The 24,662-nt window shown below is 59.4% G+C and carries 23 protein-coding genes and 1 tRNA gene; 16 read left to right on the plus strand and 8 right to left on the minus strand.

The features are described 5' to 3' along the window. The first annotated feature begins 125 nt into the window (after positions 1-125). The 5 genes from AC1RBR_RS08915 (at position 126) to AC1RBR_RS08935 (ending at position 4,627) form a co-directional block, all read left to right on the plus strand. Positions 126-359 (plus strand): hypothetical protein, encoded by a 234-nt coding sequence (locus tag AC1RBR_RS08915; RefSeq protein WP_042608487.1) that lies wholly within the window; start codon positions 126-128, stop codon positions 357-359. 212 nt (positions 360-571) lie between these two features. After that, on the plus strand, positions 572-919 hold the full coding sequence (locus AC1RBR_RS08920) for a ribonuclease E inhibitor RraB (RefSeq protein ID WP_007960698.1): 348 nt from the start codon (positions 572-574) through the stop codon (positions 917-919). Between the two features lie 535 nt (positions 920-1,454). Continuing rightward, the gene (locus tag AC1RBR_RS08925; protein ID WP_492563899.1) at positions 1,455-2,864 is read left to right on the plus strand and encodes a circularly permuted type 2 ATP-grasp protein; all 1,410 of its coding nucleotides are present in this window, start codon (positions 1,455-1,457) and stop codon (positions 2,862-2,864) included. Between the two features lie 12 nt (positions 2,865-2,876). Beyond that, positions 2,877-3,827, plus strand: a complete 951-nt coding sequence (locus AC1RBR_RS08930; RefSeq protein WP_027613321.1) for an alpha-E domain-containing protein — start codon at positions 2,877-2,879, stop codon at positions 3,825-3,827. Then, a complete protein-coding gene (locus AC1RBR_RS08935) occupies positions 3,824-4,627 on the plus strand; it encodes a transglutaminase family protein (protein WP_095139976.1) in 804 nt (267 codons plus the stop codon). Before AC1RBR_RS08930 ends, AC1RBR_RS08935 begins: the two co-directional genes overlap by 4 nt. Positions 4,628-4,745: 118 nt before the next feature. Here the strand turns inward: AC1RBR_RS08935 and AC1RBR_RS08940 are convergent, their stop codons facing one another. Continuing rightward, positions 4,746-5,567, minus strand: coding sequence for a c-type cytochrome (locus tag AC1RBR_RS08940; protein ID WP_492567223.1), 822 nt, complete (start codon positions 5,565-5,567; stop codon positions 4,746-4,748). Positions 5,568-6,151: 584 nt separating this feature from the next. On the opposite strand from AC1RBR_RS08940, the gene AC1RBR_RS08945 reads away from it, so the two are divergent. From AC1RBR_RS08945 to AC1RBR_RS08955, 3 genes are all read left to right on the plus strand, one after another. Then, positions 6,152-7,357: an acetyl-CoA C-acetyltransferase gene (locus AC1RBR_RS08945; protein ID WP_204896406.1), complete on the plus strand. Its 1,206-nt coding sequence runs from the start codon at positions 6,152-6,154 to the stop codon at positions 7,355-7,357. A gap of 25 nt (positions 7,358-7,382) precedes the next feature. Next, a complete protein-coding gene (locus AC1RBR_RS08950; RefSeq protein ID WP_492563901.1) occupies positions 7,383-9,527 on the plus strand; it encodes a 3-hydroxyacyl-CoA dehydrogenase NAD-binding domain-containing protein in 2,145 nt (714 codons plus the stop codon). Positions 9,528-9,622: 95 nt separating this feature from the next. Further along, positions 9,623-10,351 carry an amidotransferase gene (locus AC1RBR_RS08955; RefSeq protein WP_492563903.1) on the plus strand — a complete coding sequence of 243 codons (729 nt, stop codon included), beginning with the start codon at positions 9,623-9,625 and terminating at the stop codon, positions 10,349-10,351. Between the two features lie 132 nt (positions 10,352-10,483). Here the strand turns inward: AC1RBR_RS08955 and AC1RBR_RS08960 are convergent, their stop codons facing one another. From AC1RBR_RS08960 to AC1RBR_RS08970, 3 genes are all read right to left on the minus strand, one after another. After that, complete coding sequence (locus tag AC1RBR_RS08960) at positions 10,484-11,455, minus strand: magnesium and cobalt transport protein CorA (protein WP_095139971.1); 972 nt, start codon at positions 11,453-11,455, stop codon at positions 10,484-10,486. A gap of 134 nt (positions 11,456-11,589) precedes the next feature. Then, entirely contained in the window at positions 11,590-12,312 is a 723-nt protein-coding gene (locus AC1RBR_RS08965; RefSeq protein ID WP_166495557.1) for a 1-acylglycerol-3-phosphate O-acyltransferase, read from the minus strand. A 217-nt stretch (positions 12,313-12,529) separates the two neighbouring features. Continuing rightward, positions 12,530-13,219: a crotonase/enoyl-CoA hydratase family protein gene (locus AC1RBR_RS08970; protein WP_456019072.1), complete on the minus strand. Its 690-nt coding sequence runs from the start codon at positions 13,217-13,219 to the stop codon at positions 12,530-12,532. A gap of 295 nt (positions 13,220-13,514) precedes the next feature. Between AC1RBR_RS08970 and AC1RBR_RS08975 the strand changes: the two genes are divergently transcribed. Continuing rightward, positions 13,515-13,604, plus strand: a tRNA-Ser gene (locus tag AC1RBR_RS08975). Between the two features lie 164 nt (positions 13,605-13,768). Then, on the plus strand, positions 13,769-14,089 hold the full coding sequence (locus AC1RBR_RS08980; protein WP_007960724.1) for a YbjQ family protein: 321 nt from the start codon (positions 13,769-13,771) through the stop codon (positions 14,087-14,089). Between the two features lie 65 nt (positions 14,090-14,154). Here the strand turns inward: AC1RBR_RS08980 and AC1RBR_RS08985 are convergent, their stop codons facing one another. Next, positions 14,155-14,433, minus strand: coding sequence for a hypothetical protein (locus AC1RBR_RS08985; RefSeq protein WP_047598840.1), 279 nt, complete (start codon positions 14,431-14,433; stop codon positions 14,155-14,157). 238 nt (positions 14,434-14,671) lie between these two features. On the opposite strand from AC1RBR_RS08985, the gene AC1RBR_RS08990 reads away from it, so the two are divergent. From AC1RBR_RS08990 to AC1RBR_RS09005, 4 genes are all read left to right on the plus strand, one after another. Continuing rightward, positions 14,672-14,860, plus strand: a complete 189-nt coding sequence (locus AC1RBR_RS08990) for a hypothetical protein (protein ID WP_095139968.1) — start codon at positions 14,672-14,674, stop codon at positions 14,858-14,860. A gap of 329 nt (positions 14,861-15,189) precedes the next feature. Next, positions 15,190-15,558, plus strand: coding sequence for a glycine zipper domain-containing protein (locus tag AC1RBR_RS08995; RefSeq protein ID WP_007960728.1), 369 nt, complete (start codon positions 15,190-15,192; stop codon positions 15,556-15,558). Between the two features lie 134 nt (positions 15,559-15,692). After that, positions 15,693-16,118 (plus strand): glycine zipper domain-containing protein, encoded by a 426-nt coding sequence (locus AC1RBR_RS09000; RefSeq protein ID WP_095139967.1) that lies wholly within the window; start codon positions 15,693-15,695, stop codon positions 16,116-16,118. A gap of 123 nt (positions 16,119-16,241) precedes the next feature. Beyond that, the gene (locus AC1RBR_RS09005; protein WP_169844085.1) at positions 16,242-16,412 is read left to right on the plus strand and encodes a hypothetical protein; all 171 of its coding nucleotides are present in this window, start codon (positions 16,242-16,244) and stop codon (positions 16,410-16,412) included. 150 nt (positions 16,413-16,562) lie between these two features. On the opposite strand, the gene AC1RBR_RS09010 is transcribed toward AC1RBR_RS09005, so the two are convergent. Next, positions 16,563-16,994 (minus strand): DUF6896 domain-containing protein, encoded by a 432-nt coding sequence (locus AC1RBR_RS09010; RefSeq protein ID WP_492563908.1) that lies wholly within the window; start codon positions 16,992-16,994, stop codon positions 16,563-16,565. Beyond that, entirely contained in the window at positions 16,991-21,769 is a 4,779-nt protein-coding gene (locus AC1RBR_RS09015; protein ID WP_492563910.1) for an RHS repeat-associated core domain-containing protein, read from the minus strand. The genes AC1RBR_RS09010 and AC1RBR_RS09015 overlap by 4 nt, the downstream gene beginning before the upstream one ends. A 246-nt stretch (positions 21,770-22,015) precedes the next feature. Here AC1RBR_RS09015 and AC1RBR_RS09020 point away from each other — a divergent pair, with 246 nt between their 5' ends. Further along, the gene (locus AC1RBR_RS09020; protein WP_492563911.1) at positions 22,016-22,711 is read left to right on the plus strand and encodes an HAD-IA family hydrolase; all 696 of its coding nucleotides are present in this window, start codon (positions 22,016-22,018) and stop codon (positions 22,709-22,711) included. Positions 22,712-22,791: 80 nt separating this feature from the next. Here the strand turns inward: AC1RBR_RS09020 and AC1RBR_RS09025 are convergent, their stop codons facing one another. Further along, entirely contained in the window at positions 22,792-23,538 is a 747-nt protein-coding gene (locus AC1RBR_RS09025) for a 3-oxoacyl-ACP reductase family protein (protein ID WP_095138624.1), read from the minus strand. A gap of 126 nt (positions 23,539-23,664) precedes the next feature. On the opposite strand from AC1RBR_RS09025, the gene AC1RBR_RS09030 reads away from it, so the two are divergent. Next, a complete protein-coding gene (locus AC1RBR_RS09030) occupies positions 23,665-24,591 on the plus strand; it encodes a LysR family transcriptional regulator (protein ID WP_492563912.1) in 927 nt (308 codons plus the stop codon). The last annotated feature ends 71 nt before the right edge of the window (positions 24,592-24,662 follow it).

The raw sequence follows: 24,662 nt of genomic DNA on the forward strand, positions 1-24,662 counted from the left end.
GCCTGGCCGTGCGCTAGATGTCGTTTTGTTCATCTCTGCCCGTTGTAATCCTTTTGAACCAACTTTCGGCGTACACAGTCGAGATAGATGTAAGCCCATTTGCGGGTTTGATCGAGGAGGCACCGATGCAAAAGTGGAAAGTCACTTTCGTGGATGATCATGGTGAAATCGTTGATGAGATCTTCGAACGTGAGGAATGCCCGTCCGATGATGAAGCTGCACGGCTGATCAAGGAGCGGCTTCTTCCGGTCGCCGCCCAACTGGATCTGAACGATCTGGAAGGACGCACCGCCGATGCCGGGGTGAAAAACCTCAAGACCCAGAACGGCATCGAAATCCGCAGCATCACACCTGTCTGAACACTTCCTGTCATCTTGTAAACCAGGCCTTGGCAGCAGCTCTATCTTGGGGCTACTCTGCAAGCGAGATCAGCGAACGAATCGCTAAGGTCTGGTCTTGTCAGCTACATGCTTGTTTCCCGCCGGCAACCTGTTTGCCGATGTACTTTTGGCCTGTAAGGCCCGGGGCGGGAATACGGAAAGTCTATCCATCTATCCGAGGGGGACGATTCATGAGCACAGCCTATCAAGAAGACATCAGCAGCAATGTTCTGCGCCGCATGAAAGAAGGCGGTTTCGACTTTTCCCGATTCCATCCCATCGAGTTCTACGCCATTTTCCCGGACGAGGAGCGGGCGCGCAGGGCGGCAGGCAAATTTCGTGGTGAATCCATCAATGCCCAGGTCAGCGCGCGCGACGATGGCGCCTGGTCGCTGGAATTGAGCAAAGTGATGTACGCGACCTATGACGACATTGGCGATTTCGAGCAGGGTTTCTCTGCCGTGGTCGAGCCTCTGGGCGGCATCATCGAGGGCTGGGGCGTCAAGCAGGAGGTGCGTAACCGCCATCGTCTGAATTGATCTCTGGTTTCAGGTATTGAGCAACGGCTGACCTTCGGGTTGGCCGTTGTCGTTTCAAAGAGCAAAAGATCGCAGCCTTCGGCAGCTCCTACAGGTGATTGGTGTAGGAGCTGCCGAAGGCTGCGATCTTTTGCTTTTGCTTTCAAAACATTTCAGAAAGGCAAAAAAAAGCCACCGGAGAGGGTGGCTAAAAGGGAAGACCGATAAGGAGCGGAAACCGGTCAGGGTTAAGGCCTGCGGGGACTGCGCGGGCAGTCCGGATCAGTGGAGCTGAAACCTTCACCGGGGGGAAGTTTTCAGCGGATGCGGCGATTATCCGCAGCTCCGTGCGAGCGGTGAAATCAACTCTGACTATGCTGGTGATAGGCGATGCAATGCGTCGCAATGAAGCGGGGGCAATCCGGTTGGGGCAATTGCCGCACAGGAATGGTGCGGTGCTGCTGGCGTGATTATCCAACCGATTGAAATCAAAGCGTTTATGCCGATGGCACGGGCCTTGCGAAGGCCTGTAGGTCCGGGTGACAAGGAGTACGGCATGATCCGCACCTATTTTGATGAAATGTACGATGCCGGCGGCCAGGTCCGCCCGCATTACCGGGAGTTCGCCCGCTGGCTGGCCGACACGCCTGACGAGTTGCTGGCACAACGGCGACGCGAGGCCGATCTGCTGTTCCACCGGGCCGGGATCACTTTCACGCTCTATGGCGACGAGCAGGGCACCGAGCGCCTGATTCCGTTCGACACCATTCCGCGCAGCATTCCCGCCAGCGAGTGGCGGATCGTCGAGCGCGGCTGCATCCAGCGGGTCAAGGCGTTGAACATGTTCCTCGCCGACCTTTATCACGAGCAGCGCATCATCAAGGCCGGGATCATCCCCGCCGAACAGGTGCTGGCCAACGAGCAGTACCAGTTGGCGATGCAGGGCCTGGATTTGCACCGCGACATCTATTCGCACATCTCCGGCGTCGATCTGGTGCGCGACGGCGACGGCACCTACTACGTGCTCGAAGACAACCTGCGTACCCCGAGCGGCGTCAGTTACATGCTCGAAGACCGCAAAATGATGATGCGCCTGTTCCCGGAGCTGTTCGCCGCTCAGCGCATCGCGCCCATCGATCACTACCCGAATCTGTTGCTCGACACCCTGAAAAGCTCCAGCCCGATCGACGACCCGAGTGTGGTGGTGCTGACGCCGGGGCGCTTCAACAGTGCGTTCTTCGAACATGCCTTCCTCGCACGAGAAATGGGCGTTGAACTGGTGGAGGGCGCCGACCTGTTCGTGCGTGACGACAAGGTCTTCATGCGCACCACCGACGGGCCGAAAGCGGTGGACGTGATCTACCGCCGTCTCGACGACGCGTTCCTCGATCCGCTGGCATTCAACCCCGACTCGATGCTCGGTGTGCCGGGGCTGCTGTCGTCCTATCGCTCGGGCAACGTGGTGCTGGCCAATGCCATCGGCACCGGCGTGGCGGATGACAAGTCGGTGTACCCGTTTGTAACCGAGATGATCCGTTTCTACCTCGACGAAGAACCGATTCTGAAGAACGTGCCGACCTGGCAGTGCCGCAACCCCTCGGAACTTTCCCATGTACTGGCCAATCTTCCGAATCTGGTGGTCAAGGAAACCCAGGGCTCCGGTGGTTACGGAATGCTGGTGGGGCCGGCGTCAACTACGGCGCAGATCGATGCGTTCCGTGAGCGGATCAAGGCCAAGCCCCACGCCTACATTGCGCAACCGACGCTGTCGCTGTCGACCTGTCCGACCTTTGTCGAAAACGGCATTGCGCCGCGCCATATCGACCTGCGTCCGTTTGTACTGTCTGGCCGCGAAACCCGGGTCGTGCCCGGTGGTTTGACCCGTGTCGCCCTGCGTGAAGGCTCCCTGGTGGTGAATTCCTCCCAGGGCGGCGGAACCAAGGACACCTGGGTGGTCGAGGATTGAAGGAAGCTTGCCATGTTAAGTAGAACTGCCTCGGATCTGTACTGGATGTCGCGTTACCTGGAGCGGGCGGAAAACCTCGCACGGATGCTCGATATCAGCTATTCGCTGTCGCTGATGCCGCAGGACGGTCGCGGCGACGGTTTGCACGAACTGGCCATGCCGCTGTTGATCACTGGCACCCTCGATGATTATCTGGAGCGTCACGGCGAACTGCATGCCGAACGCCTGCTGCACTTCTTCGCCCTCGATGCGGCCAACCCGGCGAGCATCTACAGCTGCCTCGGCGCAGCGCGGGCCAGTGCGCATGCGGTGCGCGGGCGTATCACCGCGGACATGTGGGAGAACATCAACGCTACCTGGCTGGAAATTCGCGGCATTGCCGAACAGGGCCTCAGTCGTTACGGCATGAGCCGTTTCTGCGAGTGGATCAAGGAGCGCTCGCACCTGTTCCGTGGCGCGTCCTACGGCACCATCATGCGCAACGATGCGTTCCGTTTCATTCGTCTGGGCACGTTCATCGAGCGTGCGGACAACACGCTGCGCCTGCTTGATGCGCGCTATGAAATGGCTGGCGATCAGGCCGAAGCGGTCAGTGACGGCACCGCCCACGCCTATTACCAGTGGAGTGCGCTGCTACGGGCGTTGTCATCGTTCGAGGCCTACACCGAGATCTATCGCGACGCACCCGGCGCCCGGCATGTCGCCGAACTGCTGCTGTTGCGTGCCGATGTACCGCGCTCGCTGCGCGCCTGCACCGAGGAAATCGACCAGATCCTCGCCCAGTTACCGGGTGCCAATGGCCGTCCGGCACAGCGCCTCGCCGCTGAGATGGACGCACGCCTGCGCTACACCGGCATCAACGAAATCCTCGCCGAAGGCCTGCACGCCTGGCTTACCGAATTCATCCCGCTGGTACGCCAGTTGGGCAACGCGATTCACAGTTCATACCTGGAGGCTGCATGAGACTTTCCATAAGCCACGAGACCACCTATCACTACGAAGATCAGGTGCGGGCGAGCATCCAGTATTTGCGCCTGACCCCGCACGACAGCGAGCGTCAACACGTATTGAGCTGGCAACTCGACCTGCCGCGTCCGGTGCGCGCCCAGCTCGATCCGTTCGGCAACATTCTGCATGTGCTGACCATGGACGAGCCGCACGAAGCGATCATCATCGGCGCTCGTGGCCAGGTCGATATCGACGAATTGCGCGAGGCCGAGCATGAGAGCCAGTCGGCGCTGCCGTTTCTGCGTTTCACCCGGCTGACCGAGGCGGACGAAGCACTACGGGCGTTTGCCGAGAGATCCTGCAAACAGCGGCGCGATCGCACTGCGCTGATCGACCTGATGCACGGTTTGAACCAGCACATCAGCTACACGCCGGGTTCGACTGAGGTCGACACCAGCGCCGCCGAAGCCTTCGCCGGGCGCGCCGGGGTTTGCCAGGATCACACCCATGCCTTTCTCGCCTGTGCACGCAGCCTGGGGATTCCGTCGCGCTATGTGTCGGGCTATCTGTACAGCGAGGACGCCGAGCACCTGGCCAGTCATGCCTGGGCCGAAGCGTGGCTGGATGACGCCTGGTACAGCTTTGACGTGACCAACCAATTGGCCCGGCCTGAGCGCCATCTGAAACTGGCGGTGGGCCTGGATTATCTGGACGCCTGCCCGGTGCGCGGCATGCGCCGGGGCGGTGGTTGTGAGCAGATGCATGCGAAGGTGTTCGTGTCGCCGACGCCAGTCATTTCCGTGCAACAACAATAACGGGTTCACACGTAACCCTTGTAGGAGTGAGCCTGCTCGCGATAGCGGTCGTCAGTTTAAGGATCAGTGACTGACACTCCGCTATCGCGAGCAGGCTCACTCCTACAGGGGAATGTCGTCAGGGCTTCACCTTGCGCCCAGCCATGTGCTGCAAATAGCCGATCAACAACTGCAAATCCCCCTCCGGCAACACATCCGCGGAAAAACCCGGCATTTTCGCCTGCGGCCACTGGCGCAAACTCTGCGGATCGCGAATGTAGCGCTTGAGGAAGTCCGCGCCGAAATACTCGGTCGGGTTGTACGGAATATTCAGATCCGGCCCGAACTGCGCATCCCCCGCACCGTTCAACCGGTGGCAGGCCAGGCAGTTTTTCTGAAACAGCGCAAAACCCTGATTCACCGGGTCATCCGCTTTCAGCCTGGGATCCGGTAACAGGGCAGGGAAGCGCTCGGCCACCGGCGCCATGCGCTTGATGCTCGCCACTTCGAATGGCCATTGCTCCGGGCTGATGTTGCCGGCCTGCGGGTCAGTCCACACCAGATAGAACGGCCCGGCGCTGTGTTTGCCTTCGGACAGCGGCGGCCACGGTTGCGTCGGATCCTCGATCGCCAGCCACGCCCGTGCGCCGTTGGTATTGAGCAGCGGTGCAGCGTTCAGTTCGGCGGCAAACCCGTCCAGCGCCACTGCTTGCAGGTGATCGTCCGGTTTGATCCCGGTGAGCAGCGCCGCCACGGGTACGGCGCGATAAGTCATGTCCTTCTTGTAGGAGACATCGTTCTTGATGGTGAGGGTTTGTACCTGAGGATGCTTGAGCAATTCCTCGGTCTGCCAGGTGCGACTGGTTGCGCCCAACTGCAGCTCCAGCTGTGCGGCAGACAAGGGCATGCTCAGCAGCAAAGCCCCGAACACAATGAGCGTTTTCAAATGATCGCCGTCCATGTCGTGGAAGTGCGCAAAGGTTGGCACAGCCACGCTGGCCCGGGTAGCGGGCCAGTCATATTTTTGCTGGCGATAGCATGCGCTTGGCCGTTGAGTCAGCCGATGACCTTGGTCAGATTCGGCAAAATCAGCAACAGCGTGGTGGCGAAAAGAATGAGCCCGGCTTGACGAACTTTCGGTTGTTTGAACATGGCTTGACCGCCTTTATTGTTATTTCCTGATGTCTGCCTGCATATCCATGACGGCAAACGCTGCACTTCCTGTTGAAGAACATCGGCCCCGGCAAAACCCGACGACCCTGACGTACATGTACTACCTTAGAGCCCGCGTCACGCGCGACTTAGATCCATTTCGTATGTATTTGCTGCTTATAGCGATAAAAAAGGCATGAGGCGAATTGCCAGCTTCTTCGCCGCCCGCTTGCTAGACAACTCGCTGACCTGAACCGGTTCACCTGCGGGTGAATGACCGTCCGTCTGAGCGTGCGCGTCAACGTCATTGAGCGCTGTGGTCATTGAATCCTCGACGGCACGGGACAACAGTGACACCACGAATTTCACTCACCGCACAGGTTCGAGGCCGTCATGACCCAAGCTTTGATTTTCGATGCGTTACGCACGCCCCGCGGCAAAGGCAAAGCCGATGGCGCGCTGCACAGCGTCAAACCGGTGAATCTGGTCGCGGGGTTGTTGACCGCACTGCAGAGCCGCACCGCGCTGGACACCAGTCAGGTCGATGACGTGGTGCTCGGCTGCGTCACGCCGATCGGCGATCAAGGTTCCGACATCGCCAAGACCGCGGTGCAGGTGGCGGATTGGGACGTCAGCGTCGCCGGCGTGCAGATCAATCGCTTCTGCGCCTCGGGTCTGGAAGCGGTCAACCTCGGCGCGATGAAGGTGCGCTCGGGCTTCGAGGATCTGGTAGTAGTCGGTGGCGTCGAGTCGATGTCGCGGGTGCCGATGGGCAGCGACGGCGGTGCCTGGGCGCTGGATCCGCAGACCAACCTGCACAGCCATTTCACCCCGCAGGGCGTTGGTGCGGATCTGATCGCCACCCTGGAAGGTTTCAGCCGTGAGGACGTCGATGCCTACGCGTTGCACTCGCAGCAAAAAGCCGCACGGGCGCGGGCTGACGGCTCGTTCAACAAATCGCTGGTGCCGGTGCAGGATCAGAACGGCATCATCCTGCTCGATCACGATGAGTTCATTCGCGCCGGATCGACGATGGAAGGTCTCGGCAAACTCAAGCCAAGTTTCGAAATGATCGGCCAGATGGGCTTCGACGCCACCGCGCTGCGGGTTTACAGCCACGTCGAGCGGATCAACCACGTGCATACGCCGGGCAACAGCTCCGGGATCGTTGACGGTGCGGCGCTGATGTTGATCGGCTCCGAAGCCAAGGGTCGTGCACTGGGCCTGCAACCGCGGGCGCGCATCGTCGCCACAGCGGTCACCAGCACTGACCCGACCATCATGCTCACCGGCCCGGCACCGGCCACCCGCAAGGCTTTGGCCAAGGCGGGTTTGCGCGTGGAAGACATCGATCTGTTCGAGGTCAACGAGGCGTTTGCCTCGGTGGTGCTCAAGTTCATCAAGGACATGGCGGTGGACCCGGACAAGGTCAACGTCAACGGCGGCTCCATCGCCATGGGTCATCCACTGGGCGCCACCGGTTGCGCGATCCTCGGCACTTTGCTCGATGAACTGGAAGCCCGGCGCCTGCGCTACGGCCTGGCGACGCTGTGTGTCGGCGGCGGCATGGGCATTGCCACCATCATCGAACGCCTCTGAGCCCCGACTTCAAGGAAACCTTGTTATGAGCGAAGCCATTCGTTACGAAAAAGGCCAGGACACCATCGTCGTGCTGACCATCGACATGCCGGGCCAGAGCGCCAACACCATGAATGCCGTGTACCGCGAGGCCATGAGCGCCTGCGTTGCGCGGCTGGTGGCGGAAAAAGACAGTATCGCCGGGGTCATCATGACCTCGGCAAAGAAAACCTTCTTTGCCGGCGGCGACCTCAATGAGCTGATCAAGGTCGGCAAACCCGAAGCCAAAGCCTTCTATGACATGGTGCTGAGCCTCAAGGCGCAATTGCGCACCCTGGAAACTCTCGGCAAACCGGTGGTCGCGGCGATCAACGGCGCGGCGCTCGGCGGTGGCTGGGAAATCTGTCTGGCCTGCCATCACCGGGTGGCGCTGGACGATGCGGCGGTGCAACTCGGTCTGCCGGAGGTGACCCTTGGTCTGTTGCCGGGCGGTGGCGGGGTGGTGCGCATGGTGCGCATGCTCGGCATCGAAAAAGCCTTGCCGTATCTGCTCGAAGGCAAGAAGGTGCGCCCACAGCAGGCGTTGCAGGCCGGTCTGATTGATGAACTGGCGGCGGATCATAACGAGTTGCTGGCCAAGGCGCGCGCCTGGATTGTCGCCAACCCGAATGCGGTGCAGCGTTGGGACGCGAAGGGTTATCAGATTCCCGGCGGCACACCGTCGAATCCGAAAGTCGCGCAGATGCTGGCGATTGCGCCGTCGATCCTGCGCAGCAAGACTCAGGGCACGCTGCCGGCGCCGGAGAAAATTCTCTGTGCGGCGGTGGAAGGCGCGCAGGTTGATTTCGACACCGCGCACCTGATCGAAACCCGTTACTTCACCGAACTGACCACCGGGCAGATCTCGAAAAACCTGATCGGCACCTTCTGGTTCCAGCTCAACGAAATCAACGCCGGTGGCTCGCGGCCGCAGGGTGTAGCGCCATATGTCACGCGCAAGGTCGGTGTGCTGGGCGCGGGGATGATGGGCGCCGGGATTGCCTTCGTCAGTGCCTCGGCCGGTATCGACGTGGTGCTCAAGGACATCAACCTGGCGGCAGCCGAGAAGGGCAAGGCGCATTCGGCGGCGCTGCTGGACAAGAAAGTCGCCCGTGGCCAGATGACCGCTGAAAAACGCGAAGCGGTGCTGGCGCGGATTCACGCCACTGAAGATGATGCAGATCTGGCGGGTTGCGACCTGATCATCGAGGCGGTGTTCGAGGATCGCGAACTCAAAGCCAAGGTCTCATCGGCAGCGCAAAAAATTGTCGGTTCTGACGCGGTGATTGCCTCCAACACTTCAACGTTGCCGATCACCGGGCTGGCGACCGCAGTACCCGATCAGAGCAAATTCATCGGCCTGCATTTCTTCAGCCCGGTGGACAAAATGCCGCTGGTGGAAATCATCAAAGGTGCGCAAACCAGTGCTGAAACCCTGGCGCGGGGTTTCGACTTCGTCCTGCAAATCAAGAAAACCCCGATCGTGGTGAACGACAGTCGCGGCTTCTTTACCTCGCGGGTGTTCGGCACCTTCACCAATGAAGGCATCGCCATGCTCGGCGAAGGCGTGAGCGCGCCGATGATCGAGACCGAAGCGCGCAAGGCCGGGATGCCGGTCGGGCCGCTGGCGATCTCCGACGAAGTTTCCCTCAGCCTGATGAGCCATATCCGTCAGCAAACGGCCAGAGACCTGCAAGCGGAAGGGAAACCGCTGACAGATCATCCGGCATTCGCTGTGATTGAATTGCTGCTCAACGAATACAAGCGTCCGGGCAAAGCCGCCGGCGGTGGTTTTTACGATTACCCGGCCGGCGCTCAGAAGCATCTGTGGCCCGAATTGAAGACGTGTTTCGAGAAGGCCGACGGGCAGATTTCGCCGAAGGATGTGCGTGACCGGCTGTTGTTCGTGCAGGCCCTGGAAACCGTGCGCTGCGTGGAGGAGGGCGTGCTGACCTCGACGGCGGATGCCAACGTCGGCTCGATCTTCGGCATCGGTTTTGCGCCGTGGACCGGTGGTGCGTTGCAGTTCATCAATCAGTACGGGGTGCAGGACTTCGTCGCACGCGCGCAGTATCTGGCCGAGCAGTACGGCGAGCGTTTTGCGCCACCGGCGCTGCTGCTGGAAAAAGCCGCGAAAGGCGAGCTGTTTTAAGTGATCGGCTGAACGCTGCGGGGCTTGCCTTGCCGGGGTGTTTCAAGGCAGGCTCTGGGGTGTTCATTATTCCCATCACGTGTCAGGTATTTTTTATGTCGCTACGCATCTGCATTCTGGAAACCGACATCCTGCGTCCGGAACTGGTCGATCAATATCAGGGTTACGGGCAGATGTTTCAGCGCCTGTTCTCGCAGCAACCGATTGCCGCCGAGTTCACCGTGTACAACGTGATGCAGGGCGAATACCCCAACGACGACCTGACCTTCGATGCGTACCTGATCACCGGCAGCAAGGCCGATTCGTTCGGCACTGACCCGTGGATCCAGACCCTCAAGCAATACCTGCTGACCCGCTACGAGCGTGGCGACAAGCTGCTCGGCGTGTGCTTCGGCCATCAATTGCTGGCGCTGCTGCTGGGTGGCAAGAGCGAGCGCGCCAGCCAGGGCTGGGGCGTCGGCACCCACAACTACAAACTGGCGGCCAAGGCGCCCTGGATGAGCCCGGTCCGGGAAGAGCTGACGCTGCTGATCAGTCACCAGGATCAGGTCACTGCGCTACCGGAAAACGCCACGGTCATCGCTTCCAGCGATTTTTGCCCGTTTGCCGCGTACCACATCAACGATCAGGTGCTGTGCTTCCAGGGCCACCCGGAATTCATTCACGACTATTCGCGGGCGCTCCTGGATCTGCGCCAGGACGCGCTGGGTTCGCAGATCTACTCGAAAGGCGTGGCCAGCCTGGAGCAGGAGCACCATGGCGCCACGGTGGCAGAGTGGATGATGCGGTTTGTGGCGCATAAGCCAGAAGCCGAAGCGATTTAAGACCTGACAGTTACCTATGTGGCGAGGGAGCTTGCTCCCGCTCGGGTGCGCAGCAGCCGTAATTTACGGCAACTTGATGTCTGTATGGGGGCGCTTCGCACCCCAGCGGGAGCAAGCTCCCTCGCCACAGGACTACAACCACCCCGACTTCTTGAAGCTCGCCCACAAACTCACACATCCCACCGTGATAAACCCCAGCACGGCGAAATAGCCGTAGTGCCAGCTCAGCTCCGGCATGTTCTGGAAGTTCATCCCGTAAATCCCCGCCACCGCCGTCGGGAACGCCAGAATCGCTGCCCACGCAGCAAACTTGCGCTGCACCACGCTCTGCCGTGACGCCTCCAGCAATACGCCGACCTCGATGGTCTGGCTGGCGATGTCGGCCAATGTGGTCAAGTCTTCCATCTGCCGCGTGACGTGAATCTGCACATCGCGGAAGTACGGGCGCATGTTCTTGTCGATGAACGGGAAGCTCAGCTTCTGCAGTTCCTCACCGATCTCCACCATCGGCGCTGCATAGCGGCGCAGGCGCAACACATCGCGACGCAGGCCGTGGAGCTTCTGGATGTCATGCTCGTTCAACGCACTGCACAGCACGTTGCGCTCTAGCTCATCGATCTCGGCATGAATCGCTTCGCCCACCGGCTGGTAGTTTTCGATGACGAAATCCAGGATTGCATAGAGTACGAAATCTTCCCCGTGCTCCAGCAGCAGCGGACGCGCCTCACAGCGTTGGCGGACATGCGCGTAGGACGCCGAGTGACCGTTGCGAGCGGTGATGATGTAGCCCTTGCCGGCGAAGATATGCGTTTCGATGAACTGCAAAATCCCGTGTTCACGGATCGGCGAGTAGATGACGATAAACAAAGCGTCGCCAAAGGTTTCCAGCTTCGGCCGACTGTGTTTTTCCAGGGCGTCTTCGATGGCCAGTTCGTGCAGATTGAACTGGCGTTGCAGGTTGGACAGCTCCTGAGCGTCCGGTTCTTCCAGACCGATCCAGACAAAGTGCCCGGTTTTCGCGGCCCAGGCGGCGCCCTCATCGAGGGTAATATTGGTGACTTTCTTACCGGCGCTGTAAACCGCAGCAGCAACAACTCGACCCATGGTGGTGGTTCACTTCTTCTTGGCAGATGGCAGGGAATACAAGGCTTCAGCTTAGCCGTGTCGCTGCTTGAGAGTCAGTGAAATCTGCACAGTTCACCCGGCAAAAGAAAACCCGCACAAGGCGGGTTTGTTTTTCACGCAGCCTGCAGCTGCTGATCCATCGCGGCGATGCATTCGCGCATCTGTTCACGGCACTGGGACATGAGCATGGGCATGTCATCCATGGTCAACCCGGCTGTAGGAATCGCCGGCAGCGATCGTATGAGAATTTTCCCGCTGCGCCAGCGGTTCAGGCGCATGTGCTTGATGTAGCTGCTGACGCACACCGGCACGATCGGCACTCCAGCGGCGATCGCCATCTGGAATGCGCCTTTCTTGAATGGCAGCAGTTCTTCACCGAGGTTGCGCGTACCTTCCGGGAATACCCAGATCGAGGTGTCTTTGTGTTGCAAGGTGTGGGTGGTGGTGAGCATCGACTTGCGCGCCTTGTGCGCGTTGCCACGATCAATCAGCACGTTGCCCGCCAGCCAGAACAGTTGGCCGAACAGCGGCACCCATTTCAGGCTTTTCTTGCCGATGCACACGGTACGCCGAGGCACCACGTTGCCGAACACAAACAGGTCGTAATTGGATTGATGGTTGGCAACGATCACGCAGCTGTCAGGCTTGTTCATCAACGGGCCAACGTCGGCTTTTACCCGCAAGCGCAGAATGCACATCGCCGGAAGCGCGTAGAGGCGGGCGCACAGTCGGCTGTTGTCCGGATTGAACGGACGGCACAGGCCGAGGATCACCCCCAACACACCGGCCAGAATAAAGTGCAGGCCCATCAATAACATACGAAACACAAACAGCATTTTCAGGCCCCACCGGGACAAAAGGTGGCGCAGTGTACGGATGTGCACTGTTTTCGGCAATTGCTGCTATAGAGTGCGGAGATAGGCGATGTTTAAGCGCATGTTTCCGAGTTGATTGTCAGACCCGTCCTAGAGCAGTCGATGCCCGATCAACCGAACACCCAAGAAAAAGCCCGACACGACGGTCGGGCTTTTTTTCGGCTCGGGAAGCGCGGGCTTAGCCCAGATGCTCCTGATCCTGGATGATCGCGTTGTCGAGGGCTTCGAGCAGTGCCTTGCGCACTTTGAGCTTGGTGTTCTTGTGCGCATTCATGTTGATTTTCTTCAACTGACGCGCCGCTGCCAGGGCTGCGCCTTGCAGCTCTTCGGCCGCCACCACCTTGTCGAGGAAACCGGCATCCACCGCGCTTTTCGGATCAAACATCTCGCCGTTGATCACCGAACGGTGGAACGCCGAACGACGCAGACGATCACGCGCCAGCTCGATGCCGGCGTGGTGCATGGTCATGCCGATCTGCACTTCATTCAGACCGATGCTGAACGGGCCGTCGACACCAATGCGGTAGTCGGCGGACAACAGCAGGAACGCGCCTTTGGCCACGGCGTGACCAGGGCAGGCAACGATCACCGGGAACGGATGAGAGAGCAGGCGACGGGCCAGGGTCGAACCCGCGGTCACCAAAGCCACGGCTTCTTTAGGGCCAGAGGTCATCACCTTCAAGTCGTAGCCGCCAGACAGAATCCCCGGCTGACCGGTAATGATCACGATGGCACGATCAGTCACCGCCCGATCCAGCGCCGCGTTGAACGCCGCAATCACATCCGGGGAAATGGCATTGACCTTGCCGTTGTTCAAGGTCAGGGTCGCGATACCGTCTTCGAGGTGGTAGGCAATCAACTCACTCATGACGCTATTCCTTGTAAGAAAGATGGGCAGACGTTACCCACCGCCGTAGGCCAGGTAAAGCGCCGTGACTGACTCGCCAGTCACCGTTTCCGCCCCCACCCGGCGTAGCACGCCGTTCTGCTTCTATATAGAAGGGTGGCCGTCACCAGAGATTGGCCGGTTTGCCATCGCCCATCAGCGGGAAAAATGTGTTTTTGTCTTAAGCGCATGAAAATTCTGAAAAAAAGTTTGCCATCAGAAAAGCTTTCGACTACATTAGCGCGCCTCGACAGACAGAACATGTTTGAAGAGATACGGTGAAGTGTCCGAGTGGCTTAAGGAGCACGCCTGGAAAGTGTGTATACAGGAAACTGTATCGAGAGTTCGAATCTCTCCTTCACCGCCACATTCAATGCACAAAACCCCTGATTTCGAAAGAAATCAGGGGTTTTGTGGTTTCTGGCGTCTGGATTTTAATCCGCTGCGCAAGTGATCCGTGCAGGTGCTCAGCCTGATTCGCCATAGCGCATTACAATCGCCGCTTTATCAGTAGAAAAAAGGACTGTTCCCATGATCATCTCCACCACCCACGCCATTGAAGGCCGACAGATCACCGCGTACCTGGACATTGTCAGCGCGGAATCGGTGCAGGGCGTCAATGTGATCCGTGACCTGTTTGCCGGCATGCGCGACTTTTTCGGTGGGCGCTCGCAGACGCTGGAGCGTGCGTTGAAAGAGGCGCGGGTTCAGGCGACGGACGAGATCAAGGAGCGGGCGCGGGCGTTGCAGGCGGATGCAGTGGTCGGGCTGGATTTCGAGATCAGCATGCCGGCGGGCAAGGGTGGCATGGTTGTCGTGTTCGCGACCGGCACGGCGGTCAAGTTGCGTTGATGCAGTCGCCGTTTTCAAGCGAGCCCATTCAGATGATGAATGGGCTTTTTGCTTTTTGCCTTCGGTCAGCCCTGTGGCTTGAGGATGACAAGTCCGTGGGCGTCATAGGTCAGTGGCGTATCGATCGCGACCAGAGGAGGGGTACCGGTGGCGGGCGTCGGATCGGCCGGCTGACTCGGATGGTAGATAACGCCGGGGGTCAGAACCGGTTTGTCCGGGTAGGTGATGGTGATGTCGCCTGAAGCGAGCTTTTCCTTGAATTTCTCACCGGCGGCTTTGCCGGCAGCGATCTGTTCGTCCGTGAGTTTTACGACAGGCATTTCCGGGAATCCGTTGATTTTCATGTTCTCTCCTTGAGATTCATTTGTATGAAAAAGGGCAACGGCCTGTCGCCGGGAATCTTTAGCGTTGTGAGATCAACGGTTGGTTCGGATGTTGAACAGGTGTAGGCCATTCGTCGGGCATCTGTCGAACTGAACCGCAAGTCCAGTAATGACCGGCTAGTCTCAAAAGCCTGGGAGGTCGATATTTTTCGGGCAAAAAGGCTTGGCCGGTATCGATCCATTACGAAGGGGAGAGGCTATGACTGGTCCGTATATCGAAGACGATGGAGCCGAATTTTCATTCAATAACTGTGTCCGTTGCGGTCAGACGGAGTACCAGTCGGGCTTTGGCGAGGATCCGGTGCAGACCGGCAAGATCAAGTCCACGGTGCCCAAAGGCCCGAAAGCCAAATTTCTTCCGAAGGTTTCGGCCCGCTCAAGAAAGTAAGGCGAGACACCAAACGACCCCGTCTATGAACGGGGTTTTTTTATGCCTGCTGTTTATGAAATGGGAATTTCCTACAAACTCTTTGGCTGGTTTTGTTTTTTTCACAAACTTTTCACGTCCGCGGTCGTAGGGTGAAGCCATCCGTTAGAAAGCAAGTCTCCAGCCCGTCTCCCCAGCGGGCTTTTTTTTGCCTGCGATAAAACCTTTTGCCAGATCGCTGTCCAATCGGCGCCAAGAGTGCGGCGGCAGCTGATTTGTCTGGACTTCAGCGCGGCGGCGACATTCAATCTCGGCCCCATTTGATCTCCCTATTTTTTGAGGTTTCTGTCATGCGTCTAACATTGCCTGCTCTGGTTCTGGGGCTTCTGGTTGCTCAAGGTGCGGTCGCCGGTGAAGGCACGGCGGCACTCGGCGGTGGTCTGGGTGGTGCGCTGGGTAATGTGGTCGGCCAGAAAATGGGCGGCAGCACCGGCGCGGCGATTGGTGCCGGTGTTGCAGGCGCGGCGGGCAGCGCGATGGCCGCCGGCAAGGGCAGCCGCACCAAAGCGGCCATCGGTGGTGGTGTTGGCGCGGCCGGTGGTTCGGTAATCGGCAACAGCCTGGGCGGCAGAAATGGCGCGACCATTGGCGCCGGTCTCGGTGGTGCTGCCGGTGGTGCTGTGGGCGCCAACCTGTCCAAGGGGCACAAGCGTCACTGATACTGAGCGCTTGTCAGAAAAAGCCCGGCTCAATGTCGGGCTTTTTCATGGCTGAACGTTTTCCCGAAAAATGTCTCCAATCTGACATAGGCCCTATGGGCATACCCTCCCGATTCGGGAACTGTGAGGTTCAAATGCGCTTGTCATTGTCTGCACTGTTTTTCGGATTACTGGTCGCTCAAGGCGCCATGGCCGCCGGAGATGGTAGCGCTGCTGTAGGCGGCGGACTGGGCGGCGTGCTCGGTAACGTGGTCGGTGGCCAGCTCGGCGGCAGCACCGGTGCTGCAGTAGGCGCGGGGGTTGGTGGCGCGGCGGGCAGCGCGGTCGGGGCGAATAAACACAATCGCACCGAAGCCGCCATTGGCGGTGGCCTTGGCGCTGCCGGCGGCTCGGTAGTCGGTAACAGCCTGGGCGGCTCCACCGGTTCTGCCATTGGTGCCGGTTTGGGCGGCGCGGCCGGTGGTGCGGTGGGCAACAATCTGGGGGATGACGGCGGCAAAGCCCACTCCGGTGGTGGTCACAAGCACAACAAGTACAAACATAAAAAACGCCATCATTGATTGAATACTCGAAAACAAACCCGGCCTGGTGCCGGGTTTTTCGTGTCTGGCGGTCGGACACTGGAACGATTGCCTGTGAGGCTTTTCGAACGTTATACAGCCCACCAGACGTAGAGGTTTGCCATGACGCCCGAAACCGAAGGCAAGGAAGAAAAAGGCCCGAGCGGTTTGCCGTTTATCAATGATCCGGGGAACGAGGATCCGGGGTCGCTGATGGATGATGCGACCGTGCCGTTGAATGATGCGGATGAGGCTTTGGATGAGGAGTATGAAGAGGATGAGGATGAGCAATAAGTTGTCTTGAAAGTCGAGCGTGGCGGCGCACTGAATTTAAATATCCGGGGCCTGTACTTCAGGCCCTTTGATTTGGATCGGTTTGTTCTCGAGGTCAAGCTTGTTAAACAGTCGTCCAGGCGGACGAAAGCAAACCGACCAAATATTTTGTTATTTGCCTGTTAATTCAGGTCTGACTAGTACGTACAGGTTATCTGATGTCGACATTTTTTCTATTCGACCTGATGCGATGTATTCTTGAAACTCCTTTTCAATTGTTTTTTTGTCGCAGTATTTTTTATATTCAGATGGCCTATCGCTAGCGTAAATGTAAAGGCGCCATACATCAAAACCGTCGATTCTGTTATCCGAACCATAATCAAAGTCCACTGATTCTGATGGGAAGTGAATGGCGCACCCTACGCCGTGCAGTTCATATTGAATTTCATCAGTTATTTCACCGCAGCGTTCGATTTGCTTGCTTCGCCAAAGTCTTAAAATATTCCGAGTGCCAAATTTTCTTTGTAGCAATTCTGTTCCACTTTCAACTTTTGAAAGGAAGTCAGTTATTAGGTCCTCAAGATTTTTATCGTCTTTTTTCATCTTCTTCTGTGATGCTCCAATCGGTCGTGTCCGACATTGTTAGCCGATTCAATGACTTCTTCGATAGTATTGAGCTCTCCCTTGTGCTCTCTGATGTTCGTGATCAGTTTTACAGTTATAGGTGTTGCTGTTTGTTTTGCAGCTGCTGCACGGTGATGTCCATCTAGAATATAGAAGTTGCCCTGATGTTCTGCTACGTCTGTGGGATAGCTGACATCGTATCCACCTGCTCGCATTTGATCCCTTATTTTTTCGACGTGTTTAGTTGATTTTTTTCCCATGATCGCATGCGTTCGCTTCACTGAATGTGGGTCAACGCCATGAATCAAGTCCGGTAATTGTGGTTCACCCACATCTACCTTAGCGCCACCAATCCCGCCCGGCACCTCACAGCCTGGCCTGTTCGGCGGCGGACAGTTCGACGTCAACCCCAACGGATCCACCCACCCCGTCGGATTCGGCGTGTACTGGTACTGATTCAGCCCACCTGCGAGCTTCACCGGATCCGGCGTCAGATACCTGCCCAACCTCGGGTCGTAATACCGATGCCGGTTGTAATGCAGCCCGCTTTCCGCATCGAAATACTGCCCCTGAAAGCGCAGCGGCTGGTCCAGGTAGTCCTCGCCCGCGAGGGTGATCGCCGCGACTTTGCCGTAGGCGTCGTACTGCGCTGACCAGACGATTTCGCCGCTGTAGTCGGTCAGTTCCTGCGGCGTGCCGAGGTGGTCGAGTTGGTAGTAGAACGGGCAGGCCTTTTTCGGGCCTTTGCCGTCGAGCAGGGCCAGCGGGCGGAAGGTGCCGGGTTCGTAGACATAGCTGCGGTGGTGGGTTTTGCTGCTTTCGGCGACGAGGTGGTCGCCTTGCCAGAAGAACTCGGTGCTGATGCCGTCGACGGTTTTGCGGATGCGCCGGCCGAAGGCGTCGTACTGGTAGGACGCGGTTTGGCCGTCGGGGCGGGTCAGGCCGATCAGGCGGTGCTGGCAGTCGTAGCGGTATTCGGTGACGAGTTGCTGGTCGCGGCCACGGCGTTCGCGGATCAGGTTGCCGAAGGCGTCGTAGTCGTAGTGCCGGTCGCCCTGCATCAGCAGGCGGTTGCCCTTGATCCGGGTCGGGCCGGGACGATCCTGCATCAGCAGGTTGCCGGCCGGGTCGTGGGCGAAGGATTCCGGCAGTTCGTCACGCGAGTGACGGACGCGAATCAGCCGGTCGAGGGCGTCGTAGTAATAACTGCGCTGGCCGTGTCGACTGTCGGCGATACCGGCCAGATTGCCGTTGACCGCATAGCTGTAGTGGCGCAAGTACAAGGGGCGCGTTTGCTGATTGACGGTATGCAGCTGCAATCGGCCCTGCTCGTCGTAGGCATAATCGCTGCGCAGCAGGCCTTGTTGCCGTTGTTGCTCACGGCCGGACTGGTAGACGTGGCTGGTCAGCCGCGTGCCATTAAGGTCAATGGCCGTCAGCGCGCCGCCCTTGGCGTAGTGGTAATCGAGCTTGCTGTTGTCCGGCAGACGCTGGCGCTTGAGCTGGCCGCAGGCGTCATACGCATAACGCAAGGTGCCCCAGCCCTGATGCTCGGTGATCAGCCGATCCTGCAGGTCGTATTCGAAGGCCAGTGGATGTTTCTGACCGTCATCGACCCCGGTCAAACGGCCCAGGCGGTCGTAGGTATAAGCCACCTCAACCCCGTCCGGTAGGGTCTTGAGCAGCAAGCGCCCGGCCGCATCACGCGCATAGGTGGTGACCAGCGTCGAGCCGTCATCGCCGAACTCGGTCTTTTCCAGCAGGTGCCCGTTGCGGTCGTAGGCGTAAGCGGTGCGTCGGCCGTCGAAGCCGGTTTCCTGTCGGATCAATCCGGTGGGCGTGTAGTCCAGTCGGTATTTTTCCCCGGATTCGTTCTCGATTTCCGTGAGCAACAACTGCGCATGGTCGTAGCGATACTGCACCCGCGTGCCGTCGGGATTGATCTTGCGCGAGACCAGGTGCAGGTCGTCGTCATACTCGTAGCGGGTGATGTGGCCGAGTTCGTCGCGCTCGGCGGTGACCTGGCCGTAGGTACCGTAGCTGTAGGCGCGGGTGGCGCCCGTAGGAAAGGTCGTCTGCACCAGTCGGCCAACGGCGTCCCACTGTTGGCGAGTGATCGCGCCGTGTTTGTCGCAAGTGGTCGTCCGCCGCCCCAGCGCATCGTAGGAAAAGCGCCGCACACCACCGTCAGGCAGGGTTTCCTCGATCAGTTGGCCAAGGTCGTTCCAGACAAAAATGTGCCGGCTGGTGTCCGGATGACGGATCGACAGCAACTGCCCACGGGTGTCGTAGTAGTAATAGGTGACCAGCCCGTCGGGGTCGACGGCCTCGGTGACATCGCCCTCGGCGTTGCGCCGAAACGTCCACACCGCCTCGCCGCGGGAACGGCTGTGCAGGAAACCGTTGCGGTACTCGTAGGACGTTGGCTCATCGTCCGGCGGCAGCAGCGCGATCAGGCGTCCGACGTCGTCGTAGCGATACTCGGTGACCGCACCCAGAGGATCCTGCTCGGCGATCAGCCGGCCCTGATCGTCATAAACCTTGAGGTGCTCACCACCATCGGCCTCGACCTTGCGCACCAGCCGTGCGCTGTCGTCGTGGACGTAGGTTTCTTCGCTGCCATCGACATAGTGCACCGCGACGCTGCCGTCATCGGCCCAGACGTAACGCGTGTCCATCTGCGCGAACGACGCCCAATGGCGCACGCAACGCGCCGCTTTACCCGAGCGTTCCCACTCCCAGAAGAAACTCGCGCCGCCGGTCAGTTGCCGCTGCAGGATGACGTGCTGATCGTCGTAGTCGTAACGCTCGCTGTCACCGACCGCGTCGGTCGCGGCCAACAACCGCTGACGGGCGTCGTAGCAATAACTGACCAGCGTTTGCTCGGTGCGCCAGCCATCAGCCTCAAGCACCTGGTAATCAACCGCGACCAGATGCGCCCGGTCATAGCGCAAAAGCAGCGAGCGGCCCGCGCCATTGTCGAGCCGGACAATCCGCTGCTGATGATCGCGAGAAACGCTCAGACGATTGCTATACGCATCACTGACCGCCACCAACCGCCCGGCACGAAAGTGATAAAACCGCGCCACATCCCCCGCCAGCGCGAGGATCAGTTCCTCCGGCTCATCGCCGAGAAAAATCGCCGCCCGCGACAGGCTGTTGTGAATCGCCGGGCGTTCAACGCTGGGCAACGGAAACCGTGTGCGACGGTTCTCGTGATCGACCCAGACCACCGCATCGCCATCAAACTCCAGCCGATGCGCCAGCGAATGGCTCCAGCCAAACCCCAGCCCGACATCGATCTCCACCGCGCTGGTGCGGTACAACCGGGTGAATTCGAACGGCAGCAAGCCATCGAGCGTGCCATCGCTCAGGGTCAGCAGTTCTTCGCCGGTGACCATCGACACCGGACAGCCGTTGGTGCAGGTCAGCGGCGCGCAGTCGGCGCTGTCGCCGTTGGGGTTTTGCGCTTGATCGGAGGCGTCGTCACGAGATTCGTGACGCTCCATCCGCGTCGTGCCACGGGACTTGTCCCGGGCCATCGGTGCCGGATTCGGCACGGTCAACACCACGGCGTCCGCCTGACGAATGTTCAGCGGGATCGCCGGCGTCGGCCTCAACGGCACTTCGCGCGCATGCGCCATCAACGGCTTCAACGCGCCCGCGTGCTTGTTCAGATCCGCAGTTGAGGACAGTTCGCTCAGGCGCAACGCCGACGCTGCCAGCCATTGCCGCGCCCGTGCCGAGTTGATCTTGCTCAGCACCTTGCTGCTCAGTCTCACGGGCACGCCAACGCCGCCGCAAACGCGCATCAGCAAAAAGCTGATCAACAACTCGGCCCGGATTTCTGCCACCACTTCCGCCAGGTACTGCGGCGGCAGCATCTTCAACCAACTGCTAAACGCGGCCAGATGGATAAACAGCAACGGCTCGTCACTGAGGATCAGCAAGCCATTGGCGATGGCCTCACTGGAAGCGTCGAGCAGCGCTTGCAACTCGACAGCGCTCAAGTACTGCAGCAGTTTTTCGCTGTTGGCCTGCAGGTCGGCGAGCAGGCCAAACAGCTGTTTAACGTCATCCCAGATGTCGTGCAGGGCTTTCTCGAAACCGCGCCAGTCGGCCTGCTGCAACTGGCGGTAACGATCGTCGAAACCGGAACCGGAAAATTCCGTCCACAGCGGCTGAAACCCGTTCCACTCCTGGCGAAGCCAGACCTCCAGCCCATCCAGAATCCCTTCGTAGGAGGCGTACAGGGCTTGGATATGGGCGGTGGAAACATCAGGAAAGAAGGTGATGCGATAACGCTGGCCCCGGTCGCAGTCGCTGACTTCCAGAATGCCGCTCGGGCCGATGGTATGGCGCAGCGGTTCACCGAAACTCAATACCCCGTCGACTTCGCCGATCACTGGCTCGAGCATCACCGGGGTATTGCCGATCGGTACGAAGCGCGCCGCCTCGAACATATGCACCAGGGTCAACGGGCCGCTCGCGGGGCACATGACCACCGAGGTCTGGATCGGCTGGCGGGATTTGACGGGCGCGCTTAGACGGACGTGGTCACCGACCTTGAACACCTGCTCGACATCCAGCGCCGTCCCGGTCCAGAACTTCTCGGCCCAGGCCTCGTAGTTGTTCAGGCACAGGCGGAACTCGCGGATCAGCGTTTCGAAGTCCGGGTGTTGCGGGTTCAGGGCGGCAACCACCAGCAGGCCGATGCTGTTGTTCAGGGCCAGGAGCCGATCGGTTTGGAACATTCGCAAGCACTCGCGCACATGAAAGAGGTGCGCGGACTTTGCGGGGGATCAAAATCGAAAGAAGTCGGGAAAGTAGGCGTTATCTGTAGGGCATTTCGCTAAATGTCAGCGAGTCATTCCACGGCCTGTAAACATTGCCCGTTGCTCAATGTCCGCTGGCCTCGCTATGCTGCTGAACCCATTAATCAGATCCGCGTAGCGGCGCCGGTTGGGCCGCCCGGGATGTTTTTGATAACGGATCCGATGATGAATGCACCGATGAAGACGTTTGGCCCGATCAAGGCCGTGATTTTCGACATGGACGGTTTGCTGCTGGATACGGAAGGTATCTACACCGAGGTCACCTCGCTCATTGCCGAGCGTTACGGGCGGACTTTCGACTGGAGCGTTAAACAGAACATCATCGGTCGTGGCGCCAATGATCTGGCGAACTACGTGGTGCAGGCGCTGGATCTGCCGATCAGCGCCGAAGAGTTTCTGCTGATCCGCGAGCCGCTGATGCGTGAACGCTTTCCCAAGGCTCAGGCGATGCCCGGCGCGGAGGAGCTGATTCGTCACCTCAAGGCGCACAACATTCCGATCGCCGTGGGCACCAGTTCGTCGCGGCAGTCGTTCGGTCAGAAAACCACCTTGCACCGCGAATGGTTTGCGCTGTTCGATTTCATTGTCACCGCAGATGATCCGGAAGTTGGCGCGGCGAAACCGGCGCCGGACATCTTTCTCACCGCCGCCCGGCGTCTGGGCGTCGCGCCTGAAGACTGTCTGGTGTTCGAGGATTCGCCGTTTGGCGTCACCGCAGCGAAAGCGGCGGGGATGACGGCCATCGCGATTCCCGATGCAGCCATGGCCGATGAAAAATACGCGCATGCCGACGGGATTTTGCGCACGCTCAAGGCATTCACCCCGAGTGCCTGCGGTTTGCCGGCGCTGGAGTGGGCTTGATCTGCCGATAAGCGCCGATAAAAAAACGCCGCCCTCTGCAAAAGAGGTGCGGCGTTTTTTGTACCCGGGATTCAGCGCAATCAGGCGCCAAAACCACCGTCGATGGTCAGGCTGGCACCGGTAATGTAACCGGCTTCCGGGCCGACCAGATAAGCGACGAAACCGGCGATTTCATCAGCAGTGCCGTAACGGCCCACCGCCATCAGCGGGATCAGGCTCTCGGCGAAATCGCCATGGGCCGGGTTCATATCAGTGTCGACCGGGCCGGGCTGCACGTTGTTGATGGTGATGCCGCGCGGGCCGAGATCACGGGCCAGGCCTTTGGTCAGACCGACCAGCGCCGATTTGCTCATCGCGTACACACCGCCACCGCCGAAGGGCATGCGGTCGGCGTTGGTGCTGCCGATGTTGACGATGCGCGAGCCTTCGCCCATGTGTCTGGCGGCTTCCTGAGATGCGATGAACACGCTGCGCACGTTGATCGCCAGGGTCTGGTCGAAGTCTTCCAGTTTGAAGTCTTCCAGCGGCGCGATGGCCAGAACGCCGGCGTTGTTCACCAGAATATCCAGGCGGCCAAAGGCTTCGACGGTGGCACTGACGGCGTTGCGGATGGCTGTTTCGTCGGCGCTGTCGGCCTTGATCGCCAGGGCTTTGCCGCCGTTGGCAGTGATGCTGTTCTGCAACTCTTCGGCCTTGGCGGTGGAACTGACGTAGGTGAAGGCGACAGCGGCGCCTTCAGCGGCCAGGCGTTTGACGATGGCGGCGCCGATGCCACGGGAACCGCCTTGAATCAGAGCGACTTTGCCGCTGAGGTGTTGAGTGGTCATGTTCAATCTCCAGAAAATTCAAGGCCGGGTGCCTTGTTGTTGGAGCCGAGTATCGGCCTCGCATCGACAACCGTGTAGACCATGATTGCTATAGTCTGTGTAAACCAGAAGTTTATAGTGGCGATCATGGAAACTTTCAGCAGTATCGAATGCTTCGTGCGCAGCGCCGAAGTCGGCAGCTTTGCCGAGGCCGCCCGACGCTTGAGCCTGACCCCGGCCGCCGTTGGCAAGAGTGTAGCGAAGCTCGAGGTGCGGCTCGGTGTACGGCTGTTCCAGCGTAGTACACGCAGCCTGACCCTGACCGAGGCCGGTCAGCTGTTTTTGAGTCAGGTCAGTGGCAGCCTGACGACGATTCAGAATGCGGTGGCCAATCTGGCGAGTGTGGAAGGGCTTCCGGCGGGAACGTTGAAAGTCAGCATGGGCACGGTATTCGGGCGGCTGTATGTCGTGCCGTTGCTGCAGGAGTTTTTACGTCGGTTTCCGGCGATCAACCCTGACTGGCATTTTGATAACCGTCAGGTCGATCTGATTGGGCAGGGTTTCGATGCGGCGATTGGCGGTGGTTTTGAATTGCCCCAAGGCGTCGTTGCACGCAGATTGGCACCCGCGCACCGTGTGTTGGTCGCATCTGCTGACTATCTGCAAAGGCACGAAGTCATCGCCGAACCGGATGACCTGCAACGTCACGATGGCATCCTGATCCGCTCGCCGCAAACCGGCCGGGTACGTTCCTGGCAGTTGATCAGTAGTGGCAGTCAGCTCTGTCAGCCCTTGACTCTCAAGACGCGCATGACCATGAGCGATTCCGAAGCCGCTTGTGCCACGGCAGCACAAGGGCTGGGGATCGCACTGGTCAGCATGCCGTTTGCCGTGGGTTACCTCGACGCGGGCACTTTGCAACGCGTGCTGCCGGACTGGTACATCGATGACGGCAACATTTCGATCTATTACGCCGAACATAAATTGTTGCCGGGCAAGACTCGGGCGTTTGTCGATTTTGTGATTGAGCAGTTTGCCGAGCGGGGGTTGGCTCGGCGGTTCAGTGCTTTCTGAGCAAGGCGTGGCACCGAGTTGAGCCATTCGCGAGCAAGCCCGCTCCCACAGGGGATTTTTGTACGCCACAG

This window comes from Pseudomonas sp. GW823-FHT01D03 (assembly GCF_058798255.1).

Excerpts from the sequence above, each read along its gene's own strand:
- AC1RBR_RS08915 (WP_042608487.1), top strand. The coding sequence starts at position 126 with ATGCAAAAGTGGAAAGTCACTTTCGTGGATGATCATGGTGAAATCGTT.
- AC1RBR_RS08920 (WP_007960698.1), top strand. The coding sequence starts at position 572 with ATGAGCACAGCCTATCAAGAAGACATCAGCAGCAATGTTCTGCGCCGC.
- AC1RBR_RS08925 (WP_492563899.1), top strand. The coding sequence starts at position 1,455 with ATGATCCGCACCTATTTTGATGAAATGTACGATGCCGGCGGCCAGGTC.
- AC1RBR_RS08930 (WP_027613321.1), top strand. The coding sequence starts at position 2,877 with ATGTTAAGTAGAACTGCCTCGGATCTGTACTGGATGTCGCGTTACCTG.
- AC1RBR_RS08935 (WP_095139976.1), top strand. The coding sequence starts at position 3,824 with ATGAGACTTTCCATAAGCCACGAGACCACCTATCACTACGAAGATCAG.
- AC1RBR_RS08940 (WP_492567223.1), bottom strand. The coding sequence starts at position 5,567 with ATGGACGGCGATCATTTGAAAACGCTCATTGTGTTCGGGGCTTTGCTG.
- AC1RBR_RS08945 (WP_204896406.1), top strand. The coding sequence starts at position 6,152 with ATGACCCAAGCTTTGATTTTCGATGCGTTACGCACGCCCCGCGGCAAA.
- AC1RBR_RS08950 (WP_492563901.1), top strand. The coding sequence starts at position 7,383 with ATGAGCGAAGCCATTCGTTACGAAAAAGGCCAGGACACCATCGTCGTG.
- AC1RBR_RS08955 (WP_492563903.1), top strand. The coding sequence starts at position 9,623 with ATGTCGCTACGCATCTGCATTCTGGAAACCGACATCCTGCGTCCGGAA.
- AC1RBR_RS08960 (WP_095139971.1), bottom strand. The coding sequence starts at position 11,455 with ATGGGTCGAGTTGTTGCTGCTGCGGTTTACAGCGCCGGTAAGAAAGTC.
- AC1RBR_RS08965 (WP_166495557.1), bottom strand. The coding sequence starts at position 12,312 with ATGCTGTTTGTGTTTCGTATGTTATTGATGGGCCTGCACTTTATTCTG.
- AC1RBR_RS08970 (WP_456019072.1), bottom strand. The coding sequence starts at position 13,219 with ATGAGTGAGTTGATTGCCTACCACCTCGAAGACGGTATCGCGACCCTG.
- AC1RBR_RS08980 (WP_007960724.1), top strand. The coding sequence starts at position 13,769 with ATGATCATCTCCACCACCCACGCCATTGAAGGCCGACAGATCACCGCG.
- AC1RBR_RS08985 (WP_047598840.1), bottom strand. The coding sequence starts at position 14,433 with ATGAAAATCAACGGATTCCCGGAAATGCCTGTCGTAAAACTCACGGAC.
- AC1RBR_RS08990 (WP_095139968.1), top strand. The coding sequence starts at position 14,672 with ATGACTGGTCCGTATATCGAAGACGATGGAGCCGAATTTTCATTCAAT.
- AC1RBR_RS08995 (WP_007960728.1), top strand. The coding sequence starts at position 15,190 with ATGCGTCTAACATTGCCTGCTCTGGTTCTGGGGCTTCTGGTTGCTCAA.
- AC1RBR_RS09000 (WP_095139967.1), top strand. The coding sequence starts at position 15,693 with ATGCGCTTGTCATTGTCTGCACTGTTTTTCGGATTACTGGTCGCTCAA.
- AC1RBR_RS09005 (WP_169844085.1), top strand. The coding sequence starts at position 16,242 with ATGACGCCCGAAACCGAAGGCAAGGAAGAAAAAGGCCCGAGCGGTTTG.
- AC1RBR_RS09010 (WP_492563908.1), bottom strand. The coding sequence starts at position 16,994 with ATGAAAAAAGACGATAAAAATCTTGAGGACCTAATAACTGACTTCCTT.
- AC1RBR_RS09015 (WP_492563910.1), bottom strand. The coding sequence starts at position 21,769 with ATGTTCCAAACCGATCGGCTCCTGGCCCTGAACAACAGCATCGGCCTG.
- AC1RBR_RS09020 (WP_492563911.1), top strand. The coding sequence starts at position 22,016 with ATGAATGCACCGATGAAGACGTTTGGCCCGATCAAGGCCGTGATTTTC.
- AC1RBR_RS09025 (WP_095138624.1), bottom strand. The coding sequence starts at position 23,538 with ATGACCACTCAACACCTCAGCGGCAAAGTCGCTCTGATTCAAGGCGGT.
- AC1RBR_RS09030 (WP_492563912.1), top strand. The coding sequence starts at position 23,665 with ATGGAAACTTTCAGCAGTATCGAATGCTTCGTGCGCAGCGCCGAAGTC.